Here is a 13524-nt window from a genome sequence, read left to right on the forward strand (position 1 = left end):
TCTTTGGGTGTTGTTTTTTTTGATTAAATCCCTTCCTCCATTTTTAATAGCAGAAATTTACTTTTTAATCCTTCAAGTTTGGCTGAAAGCACGTACAGCTGCGCCGGTGGTATCTGTCGATTGTTCTCTTTTAATAACTGGATCTGATTAAGCTGATTTTCTACCATGGTGTTTTGCCGATGAACGGTTTCGCGTAATTGATAGACTGCTGTTTTTAATTCTGAAATGGTCATGTAGGCCGTTTTTTTTTGTTCCGCTTCTAAAAGCCGTTTTTCAATCGCTGTAAGTTGTGAAATAAGCTCCTCATAGGTAGTGTTCGCCGGCGCAGATTTACTGGCAATCACCTGCTTTTTTTTCCATTGGGTGACCAACGGATTATCTTTCCAGAACGTGTTGGTCATCCGCAACACCTCGGGGTTATCGGTGCTTTGGTAAAGGATTAAAATGCAAACAGCAAGGGCCGCGCCAGTGGCGCACCAGCAAAACTTATTGAGCCAGCTTAATGGCCGGGATTCTGGAAGCTGCAGGTGCATTATTGTGGGTTCTGGCTTAGGGGCTGCCGGCGCGGGTGCTTTGAGCTGCTGGGTTTGTTGTTGCAGCATTTTGATGTTCATTTCCAGCCATAAAGAGAGCTGCCGGAATGCATCTCCCTGGGATGACTGTAGCTCGGTGGTCAGGGCTTCTAACATGCCCGAGGACATCAGTAACTGCTCCATCGCCGGGATGTTGTCCGTCTGTAAAGGCAGACAATAAATTAAAGGTGTCAAATAACGGCAGTAGTCATCAATCATTTGGCGACGCAGATCGAGCGCGGCCAGCGGGGGCCAACAGGGGGGATGCTGTTTGGTAAAGCCGCTGGTAAACACCTGGGTTCCACTGGCAACGCCTTTCCAGCTATTTCGATGGCAGGCAATCAGGCAGTACCACAAGCCAGTTTGCAGATCATAGCCAAATTTCTGAAATAACAGATTGCAGTCCTTTTCCCGTTCACGCCACCAGTTTCCGTCGTCTGAATAGATCTTCCAGCGGTGCATGTCATTGCTGAACTGGAGAAAAGCCTGATGACCACGAGGATCGTGGCTATTGATTTTCAGAGTGCGGGTATTCTCGGTATTAATGGGCTCGCTCATGCTGTGACCTTCTCAGTGCGCAGGGTGAGGATTTTTTTACTGACGTCGATTTTAAAGGTGGTTCCCGGCGCGCTGTGTAATGCGCTCTCGGCCATCAGTGGAAGCAGGTGCTGATTTAATACCTGATCGATATCGCGTGCACCACTTTGAGCCACACGGCAGCGTTCGGAAATCCAATTTATGGCTCTTTTGCTGTAGCCCGGTAGCGTAGTAGTCTCAGTTGCTTTCTGATAGCGTTTGCACAAACGCTCCAGTTTAAGAGCAATGATGTTATACATCGCATCAGAAGAGAGTGGCATGTATGGCGTTAGTGTCATGCGCCCCATGAGTGCCGGGCTAAATACACGCTCAAATTCCGGTCGAATGGCATCACACAGCACTTCCGGGGCGGTATTCCCTGAATCATAGGTCGCCATTAGCGTCCCGCTGGCCAGGTTGGATGTCATAATAATGAGCGTGTTGCGGAAGTTGATCTGCTGACCTTCCGCATCCTCGATCGTGCCTTTATCAAAGATTTGATAAAACAGTTCCATAACGTCCGGGTGTGCTTTTTCTACTTCATCGAGCAAAACAACAGAGTAAGGGTTGCGGCGAACGGCTTCGGTAAGAATGCCGCCCTGGCCGTAGCCCACGTAGCCTGGCGGGGATCCTTTCAGCCCGGAAACTGAATGTGCTTCCTGATATTCGGACATATTGATTGTCACCAGACTTTCCTCGCCGCCAAACAGCAATTCAGCCAGCGCAAGCGAGGTTTCGGTTTTACCAGTACCAGAGGGGCCCGCAAGCATATAGACACCCATGGGCTTGAGTGGATCGCTCATGCCCGAGCGACTGATGCGTATCTGCTGCGCGATCTGCCTGAGAGCATGATCCTGACCTATTACCCTGCCCGCCAGACGATCAAATAAGGCGTCGATTTGCTGGTGCTCTTTCTCCAGCATTCGCCCCAGCGGAATACCGGTCCAGTCGGCGACAACATCTGCAATACAGGTTGCATCGACGCATTCAAACACCATGGCATGTTGCTGATGGCGGGTCGATAATGTCTCCCGAGCCTGGGTAATGAATGCGGTATCTTTGCTGTTCAATAATTGTTGAACCAGGGCACTTTGTTCTTTCCACTCCTGCATAAGGACTTCAAGCTTTTGTTGTAAATCCTCTGTTTGCCGCGTTAAGGCTTCAAGGCGTTTCGGCGCTGTGTTCTCTCGCTTCAGGGCTTCGCACTCGCTGTTAATTGCACGTAGTTGGACGTTAATTGCTTCAATTTCTTTTGGTTCGTGGGTTTGAGAAACGGCGACTCGGGCACAGGCGGTATCCAGCAAACTGACGCATTTGTCTGGCATTTGTCGTCCGGCGATATAGCGATTTGAAAGCGTCACCGCCGCATGGATTGCGTTTTCTAAGACGGGGACACCGTGGTGCTGCTCCATCGCCGGAGTCATGGCTCGAAGCATGGCTGTGGCATTTTCGATATCCGGCTCGGCTACTTTTACGACCTGGAAGCGGCGGGTCAATGCGGCATCTTTTTCGAAATACTTCTTATATTCAGCCCAGGTCGTGGCGGCAATGACGCGCAATTCGCCGCGAGCCAGGGCTGGTTTCAGGAGGTTGGCAGCATCGTTTTGTCCCGCCTGGCCACCGGCGCCGATCAGCATATGGGCTTCATCAATAAATAAAATAATGGGCTTTGATGCACGCGTGATTTCTTTCAGCAGCGCCTGAAGGCGGTTTTCGAATTCACCTTTTACGCTGGCGCCGGCTTGTAGCAACCCTAGATCCAGGGTTAGGACTTCCATTGCTCTCAGTTCAGGGGGCACCGTGCCGTCTGCAATACGTAACGCCAGACCTTCGGCGAGAGCTGTTTTACCCACCCCTGGTTCACCTGTTAAAATCGGGTTGTTTTGCCGACGTCGCAGCAGGATATCAACCATTTGTCTGATTTCAGACTCACGCCCCAGCACCGGGTCCAGGCTGCCGTTTTGAGCCAGTTCGCTAAGATTGCGGGTGTATTTCGTGAGTAAAGTCTGTGCGCCGCCGTGGTCATTGTTTTTTGGGCTATGAGCTGGCACAGAAGCACGAAGGAGGGCGTTAATTTTGTCCGTTTCGCAGTGCAGGGCATGCTGAACTTGTTTAGTGAACAGCGGTTTGACGCTGTCGCTGCACGCGCTGGCAATCAATGCTTCAGGCGTAAGTGAGTCGTTTCCCCATTGGGCACTAGCCTGCATCCATCCATTCATTAACCACTCTACCAGTTCGGTGGAAAATACCGGCGTGGGCACTGGCGCTTTATTCGCCTGTGAAAGCGAATGCTGCAGAGCGCTGAACAGCTGGCTGACGGGCAAACCCGTTTGCAAACCTAACATTTCAAATAATGTACTTTGCTGCTGAATCATGGCCAACAGCAGGTGTTCTGGCATGACATCCGTATGCTGCTGGGATGCTGCATGACTCACTGCGGCATCGAGTGCGCTTCGGCTATCGGTATTAAGTTTGCTGATAACTGACTTTAAATAATGGTTCATCATTTTTCCCAATAGGTATTAATTACACTGCGCTATATCGCCGGGCAGCGCTGAAATAGGGGTGCTAGTGTGTTGTTCTGAACGAAATGCAAGGTCGGCAATTTGCGTGTTGAGTTCGTCAATGTTTTGCGCTCGTGCGTACCAGGCCTGCCAGGCAGTTTCAAGCTCGTATGTATCTGAGAGGGAAAACCGAACCAGCAGGTTTTTGATACCAGTCTGCTCAAGCAAATCTGCATCGTCGCCAAATTCACTGTTTTGGAATAATGCTTCCCCGGAGGTAAAGCGGCGGATGAAGGTCGGCCAGGCGTCTTCACCGTAAAGGCGGTGGTGGACGGTAAACCCTGGGAACATGACGCTGACGCTAACATCTGTGCAATGGCCGGGCTGCCAGCTAAAGCTTTGTGTATCGGCAAAATTCATACTGGTAAATTTCTGTTCGCCATTCTGGCAGCTCAGCGTTAACTGCGTACCGATTGGTACCAGCTGTGCGCCACCCGGTACGGTAGCCGGCATGCTACTGATATTGAGCTTCCAGCTTTTTTTCGACAGCGCATTTTGTTCGGTTTCCAGGGCCGTTACTTTTGTCACTAATGCGGTGATTTGGTCTTCGTCTCGCGTTGACTCTCGCTCCTGGATATCCAGCAGCTTTTCAGCCGGATAGCCGTGCCTTACGAGGTGGATAAACTCCGCCGTCAGCGGGGCATGTATGCCAGCAAAACTCACCGCACTCAGACCACTTTTATCTTTTTCCAGAAAAGCATTGGCCGGTCCGCGAAGAAAATCACCTATCAACTGCTGGCTCAAAGCCTGTTGTTGTTCATAGCCACGGGTATCGTTATTTTTCCCAAGGGGCCAAATAACCGATCGCTTCCATTGCGCGTTAAGCCAGCAGGTACTTTGGTGGATAGCATTCGCCGCTAAACGCTGAGCGTCGTTTTGATAAAACAGCCAGACGGCATTGACTCCGGCGTCAGTATTTTGGGGGGTTATATGTTCCTGAAGTGCAGTGAGTGCAGGTAATAAATCGGTTATAGGGTTACCGTCGCCGTTCTCATTTTTTGCAAAAAGAGCACGGGTCAAGTGTGCATCTGGGGCACCTTGTGATACGGCTTCTTTGACGGCTTTGTTTCGAACTGTTTGCCAGTGAAGCCATGCTCGGTCGGCGGGCGCAGCGCTGTCAGGCATTTTGCTATCCCTGTTGCCTTGCAGCCAGTCGGTGAGAGTCTGGCGAACCTGCCTGTCGATTTGTGTGGTGCGGCGTACAATGGTACTTGCGTTTGCCTCTGTCGACAGTTGCTGAAGCTGTCGAAGCGTCTGCAGCCAGGGCTGCGCCTGAGGCGCTTTAATGTCCTGAAGCTCGTTCAGCGTACGGTGTACAAATTGCATTGCTGAACTTTTATTCTGCCCCATCGCCACGAGATGGGGGCGTGCTAGCTTTGCGGGCGTGATGTGAGACAAATGGGCGCTCACCTCAATCAGGTATTGTCGCCATGCATCCTGCCGCTGTGTTGGCCAGCGCGTTTTCTCCTGCGTGAGGATCGGCAGGGGATGAGAGACTGCTTTTTCCAGGGTGCTTATCCAGCCGAATAACTTTTTTTCGCCTTCAAGTGTCCAGAGGCCTGACAGCATTATCGAGTCGGGTAGCGATGGCCACCAGGCAGCGGCCTGGAGCGGAGGAAGCAGAGCGCCTGGCGCAACAAGCCACTGTAGGGCAGGATCGTGATTTAGCAAACTTTCCAGCAGACGACGGGCCGTAAGCAGCCACTTTTCCCCGTCGGAGCTGAGCATGAAGTGGCGCTCAATCGCCATAATGGAAAGTGGGGAGAGTGTTCGTGGATATTCTCGCTGCAGTAAGGCTTTTTTTACCGGCGGATTTTTTTGAAGCGCGTCAAGCGTAAAGCCATCCCGCATTTGCTGCCAGGTAATCACCGCATCGGCGAGAGAGAGGATAAGATCGCGCTGCTCCTCCGGTGCCGCACGCAATACCTGCCATTGATAAGCATCCAGGGCGATCTCTGGTTGGCGTTTTTTTGAAGGCGTTTGCAGTAGGTGTGCTTCAGTTTTCTGTCGCCTTGCTTCAAGTAAAGGGAAAAATGGCAGATAACGAGGTGACAGAAAATGTCGCTGCTCATCTTTGGCTAAAAATGCGGCCAGGCCGTCAGGGGCAGATTGCGATTCCGTTGCCTTTAAGTAGTCAAAACTTAGCCATGCGCTGACCGCTATCCAGAGGGCAGCAAGGGCAAGCGTCGCGGAACATATCTTTCTTACGTGCGGACGCTCCAGCCAGCGCTGGTTGCCCCGACGGAGACCAAGATCTTTTAAATGATTAGCCAGCAGATGATGAACAAAAAGGCCCGCCCGGCGGCTGCGGTTTTCTTCTAACGGTTCCGTCGCACAGAACCATATGCTGCTGAGACTGGTATGCCTGAAGTACGCGTTCGGTTCGCATAATGACGCCACAGCATAACGAAGCGCAGGTTCCAACCGCGAGAATTCCTCCGGGAAGTTAAGCAGCGTTGTGTCTTCAGTTGCCGTGAGTTCGACAGACCGCCCCATGCTGAGTCGAACATGCGACATCCCTAGCTTCAACGCTGAAAATAGAGGGTGCAGGATTTGTTCATCTTGCCCATCGATATGTGGGGGATGGCTCCAGGTGTAGCCTAACGGCTGTAGGCGTTGCTCGTCTGAGAGTTGCTGAGCCCAAAGGCTGAAGCCGGGAAAGCGATCGCATTGTGTGATGACAATATGGAGTGGCAGCTGTTCACCAAAACGACGGACAAGCGGCTCCAGAAGTGCTCGTTGCTGGCGGATAAGTGCATGAAGTGCGCTAAGATCCGCGTTTAGCAGCGATGTCACCGGAATCGCAATAATCACTCCCGCCGGGGCAGGCATGCTTGTGCACCATTGCACCAGTCTTTTCCATGCCTGAGCAACAGCCGGAGAACCGGAAAGAAAATTACTGGAGACGTCCAATACGCAGAGTTGGCGGAAGAACCACCAGCGCAGTGTCCTTGTCGGTCTGATTAAGGTGTCATCGGCGTTGTTATAAAATGTAGGCAAACCGGCGCTGGCTAATAGCGTGCTTTTTCCGCAGCGATCGCCCAGCAGGAGAAATAAAGGGAGCTTCTCTCGCTGGCGCCGTGCCCGCTTGATAATACTGGCCCCGGTTTTCCAGTGAGCTTTCAGCACAAATTCACGGCGGGAAAGGCGAAATTTTTCGAAGAGGCGGCGCCCTTTTTTACCCTTTATAACCAGAACAAGAGCATGCCCAACGCACCATAACAAAACGGTCACGAGCAGCATCAACAGCCAAAAGACCAATATTGAGGATGTGCGCCAGTCTTGCCATAGGCCAAGGGTAAAGCTAAACAACAGCGACAAGCACAGAACCAACAGCCAACCAGTAAAACAAGCTAATTTTTTAAGCATAGTATTCAGGACATATTGTAAAGGGCAAAAAATAGAATCGAATAAAGCAGGAAAATGCCCAGGGCGGCGATAATGAGTGGGCGTAACCGCTGCGACATAGATGTCGACTTTGGAATACGTTCAGGCATGATTTCCGCCTCATTCGGCCATTTTTGCCATTGTTCGGGTAAGCACATTGTTCGCTGTGCTTCGATCACGGCATGAAGCTGCTGTTTGTCTTCAGATGTGCTGTACTGGCCCTGAAAACCCTGCTGCAGGCAAAAGAGAAAGACTTTTCTTGCCTCGTCATACGCAGCGTCGAGCTTTTCAAGCTGAGTAAAAAAAAGCTCGCCTGCGGTCGTGATATTCAAATACTTCCGCTGTAGCAGTTCACTTCTCCAGTGATGCCGCCAGGGAAGCTCAGAGCTCAGAATCACTTCATCAAGCCAGGCAATAACAGCGATACGTGCTGCTTCTTTTTCATCCGCGCAGGCATCCTGTAGTGCAGCCTCTTGCTCTGCTTTTTCAAACAGCGCGATGCAGAGCTGCCGGCTTGGTTCATAGTCGGTAGGGTCTTCTCCGCCGGTAATGTGTAATACCTGTTTGAAGACCGGGAGGTAGCTGTCGAGGAGCTGCATTATTCCGCCCCCATAAAGATCACCTGGACCAGAAGATCATCGGGTGCATCGTCCCAGTAGAAGACAATATTTTTTTGATTTTCAACACTTTTCCAGAGATTGTCTTGCTTCTGTATCATGAAGTAATAAGCATCCTTGCGGTTAGGAACACCCCGAGGGGTTGGAGTGAGGCGGGTGACCGGGATGCCCGGAAGGGCGTGCTGAATCAATGTGTGAATGGCTGATTTCGCGGCGACTTTGAAATTTGAACTGTCTATGTTGGACATCGTTTCTGAACTCAGCATTAAGAGAACATTGCCGGTTTTTTCCCAGGGCAACGTCTGCAAATCGCCAGAAAAGACCCGCTGTTCGTCTGCCACCAGTGATACCCAAGTGTTGTCTTCTAATGTCAGGTTGTTCAGAAGGGCGAGAATGAATTTTCGAGCGCTGCTAAAACAGGCGCAGAGGTTGAAATGATCGTAAGGCAGTAAAGGCGTTTCGCCTTCCCACTCGCCATTGAATGAACATTGTTCACTAAAGCTGGACAGTTCTCCGATAAGCTGCAACAGCTGCCCATAAATGGGCCACGGGTGCATGGAGGTAACTCGGCAGCAATGCTGTAAGAGGGGAAGAGCGCGGTTTAAAGAGCGCATGACTAGCAGCTGGGTCATGTCTCCTCTGCTGGCATTCTTGAGTTGATCCGAACGTTTGTATTCAGCCAACTGATGTGCACGGTTAGCTAGCTCAGCATACAGTCCGTCCAGCATTGTTTTCAGAACCGGCGATCCGTTCAGCGTAATGACGGGCGGAGCAAAATTTGGATCACTGACAACCCTGTCGTTCTCATACCGGAGCCTTAATAAAGGTAAAAACTCGCAGTCAACGACGGAGTCTTTTTCTTCGTCACTCAGAATTTGAACATTGTAAAGGATCCTGGAAACGCTACATTCCGGGCCGTTGAAGTACACGTCTTTCATGACGTCTTCCTGGCGGGGGTTTAACCATCGACTGTTGGGGGAGTCACCGACATTGGCGTGGCCAGGATCGAACCGCCGTAATGCCAGCCAAAGCGTGAATGGTTTTTCAATTTGCTTCCAGGCATCCCGGAACATACGAGGCTGTAAAAAGCAATTTCCTGGATATTCCAGATAATCACCAGAGGGCAGTATAGCCTGCAGCCTGTCAATTTTTAGGGTGAAGTCCACCAGCGTTTCAGGGTTGAAATCGCAGTGAATAAGACCGGTGTTCCACGGCTGTGATAGCTGACGGTGCCGAGCCAGCATGTAATTGTGGTGTAAATCGACCGACTGAAGATGCTGCGGTTGGAGGTACACACCGGAGTACCAGTAGATCTGTTGTAATTCAGGATACACGTTACTCTCCTGTGTCCGTTAGCGCGGTGCTACTGAGCGTGAAGGGGGATTTTTCTGCGCCAGAGAACTGAGTGATGCTGTCGCTGCCAAGCCGAATATCCAGCGTGACTGGAGCCAGGTGTGCTTGCCAGGCTGGCATCAACCAACCAGAATTTGTACTGGCAACGGGCACGGGCACGATGGCCATATGCTGGCTCTGCGGGAAGGGGTAATAGCCAGCTACGATGGCAAGAAAGCGCGTATTTTCGCTGCGGTCTATATGCAGAGTGGCGCTTTGCCCCGGCATGGCGGCGTAGCGATCTATTTTGAGTATGTCGTCATGACTACCTGCTGCCCGGAACATATTTTTTAACGTTAGAGGCGTTGAAAAAAGCTGCGCGAGCGTCTCAGCTTTGTTCGCCTGAATAACCAAAACGGTACAGCTGTTTGCAATACCGTTCAGCGTATTAAGGTCGGGATCCGCCATAAGCTGAACCGTGATAGCGCCTGGTGCGAAAGGTGCCTTAACCTGTTCAATTGCCTGTTTTTCCGTTGCTTGCAATTCGGTATCCGCAGCACAGCCGCTTAACAGTAAGGCTGAAAGGAGTATGATCAACGTTGTTGCACGGCGCATCAGTTAACTTTCCCCGTAAGTACGTTATTGATTTCTCTGATGCTACCGCTGTCCTCAATCATTTCCTGCAGCCAGTCCGTTATCGTCATGTTTGCCCAACGTGCCGCTCTCTCCATCAGGAAAGGAACCGGGCTGGAAGGTTCGGATTGGCGAAAATAGGCTGCAATAGCCAACATCTGGCTAATAGCAAGCTCGCGACTCATTGTCTGAGGGGAATGGCGCACCGGTGTTTCTGCTGACTGAGGTTGTGTTTCTTCGAGAGCGGGCGTTAAAACGATAGCCTCATCCGAGACGGGGATTGCGCGCTGTGTGAGGCGCTGAAGGTAATCATTAAGGTCGTTCAGCGTTTGGCGGGTTAAGCTAAATAATCCTTCTTCAGGATCCTGGCTTAGTGAAGCATAACGGCTTTCCAGTAACTCTAATAACGTTGTTATTTGTTCTACCCGCGCGGCCTGCTGGCTGATTTCAATAGAGGAGAACCCGGTGGCCTGTTTGTCAAATGTGGCCATCGTCAGATCCCCTTCTCGTGCTAACAGCTCATCAAAGGTCCTCGGGTGAGTATTGATTTTGTGTTCAAACGCGAGAATCTGCCGCCATCTGGCCAGCGTTGTGTTCGCCTGGCGCAGCATCGGCAGATTAAGTAAAATTTTATTAAGTTCGCGATCCAACCGTACCAGCTTGCTTCTGCGGATGGTGAGACCTTCTTCTTCCAGTGACGGCCAGCACTGGTACCAAAAACGTGTGATAAACTCGCTCAGAAAATCAATACCACCCAGCAGGCCTTCCAGCCCTTTTTGATGGGATGCTGCTTCGACAAACCAGCATGCCAACTGTAGGTCTTTACTTTCCTCTGTCAGCGCTCGTTTGCTCAAGGACAGAACCAGCTCCCAGTCCGCCTTACGAGGCTCGCTGACGGCCCAATCTCCTTGGGGAAGCTCGTCGTCATCGCTTTCACGTGCCTTGTGAATTTCGTGGAATACAGATTCATACTCCAGGTTATTTCCTGCGGGAGTATCGAGCGAAATTGGAGCCAGCAGAGTTGAAAAATCTGACTGCATAGAGAACCTCAATTATCCAATTAATACTTTGGGGCAACCAGCAACAATGGTGCCGCCGTGGGCGCAGCTATCGCCCATACGCGCTGCTGGTTTCTTGCCGATCAGCACTTTCGTGCTGCCCATTACAATGGAGTCCACCGGACCAACGCAGGTGGCCATCGAACCCACCGTTGCTGCGGGTAATCCGCCGATCAGCACGGTAGGAACGCCGGGCGGTAAAATGGGACCGCCTACATGGGGTAAAGGAGGAACTCCCGGGGCGATCATTGGGCAGACATGCATGTCTGAGACGCGGGCTGCGGGCTGGGCCATTACAAGGTCTCCTTAGGTTGGCAACGCATCATCAAATTTCGGGTGCCTTCAACAGGGTTTTCACCTAGCCCGACGGCAAGCATAACGACCGCACAGTTGAGCATTTGCGACGCCAGTTTCGGATCGGGGTAGACCGCAGGGAGATCGTCCGGGCTCATGCTGCCACTCGCCCAAAACAGCGATAACGCCAGAGCACCGGTTGGAGTATTAAGCTCCTGCTTTTGAGCCTGTTCGAAAATTCGCCAGCGGCGTGCGTTGTCGTACTGGCAGTATTGCTGGTGCATTTCACCCAGCAGTGGATGGATGTCTGCTGGTGTGATTTCGCGCAGGAGTGAGACAAGCTGTATGCCCAGTTGACTGACCGGAAAGGAATAGGTCCACTGATGCAGCGCCTCTTCCCACCGATTTTCCCCCAGCAGCTTGTCTGGATTGAATCCGTTTTGTGTCATGGTTTGCTCTTATCCAATGTTAATAATTCCGCCAGAGATAGTGGTCATGCCGCTGCCTTCAACTTTTACCATTGCGCCTTTGAGTTCAGCCGTGCCGCTGCCTTCAACTTTCACCATTGCGCCCTTAATTTCAGTGCTGCCGCTGCCTTCAATTTTCATGGTTGCCCCTTTCATTTCCGTCCCGGCGCTGCTTTCGAGTTTGAAGGTGGTGCCGTTGATAGTGATCCCGCTGGTGGAGATGGCGATTTTGTTATCGCCCACTTTTAGTTCTATGGATTGTGTGGACTCAATCGTCAGGGCTTTCTCCGTTTTGAGGTCTCCACCTCCGCCTGTGACATCGAGGCTATAGCTGCCGTCTTTAATTTTTGTGGCCACGTCACCGCTGATCTCTTGCTGCCAGTTCCCTTTTTCCAGCGTGAGGCTCAGATCGCCCTCTTTTAGCAACAGCAGGTCGTTACCTTTGGTGAGCTCCGTATTACGATTGGCTGCAATGGTGCTCGTAACATCATTTTTGACGGTGAGCGCCAGGTCTTTTTGCGCGACAATGGTCAGTAACTCTTCTCCCTTTTTATCGTCAAAGCTCAGACGGTGGCCTTCCTCAACGCTTCCTTTGGTTGCACTACGGGTGATGAATCCGCTCTCTGTTTTTTGGGCGGGGAGATCGAAAGGTGGTTTGTTCTGACCGTTGTAGACCGTGCCGGTTACCAGTGGATAATCGGGATTACCCTGAATAAAACTCACCAGCACTTCACTACCCACCCTTGGAATAAATTGCGCGCCAAACTTCCCACCAGCCCAGCTTTGTGCAACCCGCACCCAGCAGGAGCTGGTATCGTCGTTTTTGTTTTCTTTATCCCAGGGAAATTGGATTTTTATACGGCCATACTCATCGGTATGGATCTCTTCCGAATCGGGTCCGACAACGGTTGCTGTGAGTATTCCTGGAATTTGAGGCTGACGGTGTTTAAAAGGGGGATGCCAGGGTTTGTCGGCATGCATCGCTTCAATAGAGCAGAAACAGCTGCTGCTGCTGTTATCAAAATTATTGGATGCTTCCAGAGACACCGTATGGATACGGAATTTTTTTTCATCGGCAGGATGTTCTTTCAGATCAAACGTTTCGCCAGCGCTTAGCCAGTGAGCAAGCACGATGGCATCAAAGCGGCGGTTATTGGCTTCGTATGCCGCAAGGGTGTTTTGTGCTTGCTGGGCAATCAGCGAACGTTCGCCCTGCGGCGTGATGTCGGTAAACATCGCCGAGTCGATACTGGCTTCTTGCGCGTTGGCTTTTTTAATATCTTCAATGGCCGCAGACTGCTGCATATTGATACCTTGCAGCGTTACGCCTGCCGGCAACAGAGTTGTTACGGACGCCAGCTTTTTGAGGCTGGCTTCAGAGATATTTTCTCCCTGGTGGTGCCAGAGTAAAGATTCCCCCTGGATAGGGGAGTGGCCGCCAGCGTGATCGGTGAGGACTAATGTGTGCCCGGTTTCGCTATGTTTGAAGTAATAGTAAATCCCTTCTTCTTCCAAAAGTCGTTGGATAAAGTGAAGCGCCGACTCCCGGTACTGCACGCAATATTCGCGCTTTTCATAAGAGCCGTTTAGCTGGAGTTCTAACAGGCTAATCTTGTGTTCATTGAGTAAGTCATGCACCAGGTCCGGTACACTTATGTTTTGCCAGATACGCATTTCCTGACCCAACATCAGTTGAGAAAGCAGCGGCTCTACAGTGAGGATGCATTCGGCTTCTTCAGGCGTGCGTTGGGCATAACAAATTCGAGTCACAATGCCGTGCAAAAGGCGCTGGGGAAGTTCGTTGATACCGTCTCCAATCTGGCAGGAGACTTCCTGCCCGTGCCAGCGAAGTAATTCTGATTCTTTTTTATGCGTAACCGAGCGAAGTTCATACTTATAAGATGACGACAATGACTCAGCACCCTTCAGGGTAATGAGCAGCATGTCATCAGCAATATCCCCATTCCATCGAATGAAGTGATTTTGCTGATCTGTTTTGAGTTGAGTGCTGTTTAACATGAGAA

Annotated in this window: 10 protein-coding genes; all 10 read right to left on the reverse strand. The window is 51.2% G+C overall.

All coding sequences use genetic code 11. The features are described from left to right. Window positions 1-23 precede the first annotated feature (23 nt). Genes LH23_RS10505 through LH23_RS10550 form a run of 10 tightly spaced genes read right to left on the reverse strand, consistent with a single transcriptional unit; the run spans window position 24 to window position 13519 of the window. Entirely contained in the window at window positions 24-1130 is a 1107-nt protein-coding gene (locus LH23_RS10505; protein WP_039290922.1) for a VasL domain-containing protein, read from the reverse strand. Next, window positions 1127-3652, reverse strand: coding sequence for a type VI secretion system ATPase TssH (gene tssH / locus LH23_RS10510; RefSeq protein ID WP_039296541.1), 2526 nt, complete (start codon window positions 3650-3652; stop codon window positions 1127-1129). Before tssH ends, LH23_RS10505 begins: the two co-directional genes overlap by 4 nt. A gap of 18 nt (window positions 3653-3670) precedes the next feature. After that, window positions 3671-7081, reverse strand: a complete 3411-nt coding sequence (locus LH23_RS10515; RefSeq protein ID WP_039290924.1) for a type VI secretion system protein — start codon at window positions 7079-7081, stop codon at window positions 3671-3673. Window positions 7082-7086: 5 nt separating this feature from the next. After that, a complete protein-coding gene (locus LH23_RS10520; protein ID WP_039290927.1) occupies window positions 7087-7698 on the reverse strand; it encodes a DotU family type IV/VI secretion system protein in 612 nt (203 codons plus the stop codon). Beyond that, the gene (tssK, locus tag LH23_RS10525; RefSeq protein WP_039290928.1) at window positions 7698-9050 is read right to left on the reverse strand and encodes a type VI secretion system baseplate subunit TssK; all 1353 of its coding nucleotides are present in this window, start codon (window positions 9048-9050) and stop codon (window positions 7698-7700) included. The genes LH23_RS10520 and tssK overlap by 1 nt, the downstream gene beginning before the upstream one ends. A 1-nt stretch (window position 9051) precedes the next feature. After that, on the reverse strand, window positions 9052-9663 hold the full coding sequence (gene tssJ, locus LH23_RS10530; protein WP_039290930.1) for a type VI secretion system lipoprotein TssJ: 612 nt from the start codon (window positions 9661-9663) through the stop codon (window positions 9052-9054). Next, the gene (gene tssA / locus LH23_RS10535) at window positions 9663-10721 is read right to left on the reverse strand and encodes a type VI secretion system protein TssA (protein ID WP_039290933.1); all 1059 of its coding nucleotides are present in this window, start codon (window positions 10719-10721) and stop codon (window positions 9663-9665) included. Before tssA ends, tssJ begins: the two co-directional genes overlap by 1 nt. A gap of 12 nt (window positions 10722-10733) precedes the next feature. Continuing rightward, a complete protein-coding gene (locus LH23_RS10540; RefSeq protein WP_039290935.1) occupies window positions 10734-11033 on the reverse strand; it encodes a PAAR domain-containing protein in 300 nt (99 codons plus the stop codon). Continuing rightward, a complete protein-coding gene (locus tag LH23_RS10545; protein ID WP_039290937.1) occupies window positions 11033-11482 on the reverse strand; it encodes a DUF6931 family protein in 450 nt (149 codons plus the stop codon). Before LH23_RS10545 ends, LH23_RS10540 begins: the two co-directional genes overlap by 1 nt. Before the next feature lie 9 nt (window positions 11483-11491). Next, complete coding sequence (locus tag LH23_RS10550) at window positions 11492-13519, reverse strand: type VI secretion system Vgr family protein (protein WP_039290939.1); 2028 nt, start codon at window positions 13517-13519, stop codon at window positions 11492-11494. Between the last annotated feature and the right edge of the window lie 5 nt (window positions 13520-13524).

The sequence above is a fragment of the Cedecea neteri genome (assembly GCF_000758305.1).
Lineage (GTDB): Bacteria > Pseudomonadota > Gammaproteobacteria > Enterobacterales > Enterobacteriaceae > Cedecea > Cedecea neteri_C.

Coding starts and splice junctions, on each gene's coding strand:
- LH23_RS10545 (WP_039290937.1), bottom strand. CDS start 11,482: ATGACACAAAACGGATTCAATCCAGACAAGCTGCTGGGGGAAAATCGG.
- LH23_RS10550 (WP_039290939.1), bottom strand. CDS start 13,519: ATGTTAAACAGCACTCAACTCAAAACAGATCAGCAAAATCACTTCATT.
- tssH (WP_039296541.1), bottom strand. CDS start 3,652: ATGAACCATTATTTAAAGTCAGTTATCAGCAAACTTAATACCGATAGC.
- LH23_RS10520 (WP_039290927.1), bottom strand. CDS start 7,698: ATGCAGCTCCTCGACAGCTACCTCCCGGTCTTCAAACAGGTATTACAC.
- LH23_RS10515 (WP_039290924.1), bottom strand. CDS start 7,081: ATGCTTAAAAAATTAGCTTGTTTTACTGGTTGGCTGTTGGTTCTGTGC.
- LH23_RS10540 (WP_039290935.1), bottom strand. CDS start 11,033: ATGGCCCAGCCCGCAGCCCGCGTCTCAGACATGCATGTCTGCCCAATG.
- tssJ (WP_039290930.1), bottom strand. CDS start 9,663: ATGCGCCGTGCAACAACGTTGATCATACTCCTTTCAGCCTTACTGTTA.
- LH23_RS10505 (WP_039290922.1), bottom strand. CDS start 1,130: ATGAGCGAGCCCATTAATACCGAGAATACCCGCACTCTGAAAATCAAT.
- tssA (WP_039290933.1), bottom strand. CDS start 10,721: ATGCAGTCAGATTTTTCAACTCTGCTGGCTCCAATTTCGCTCGATACT.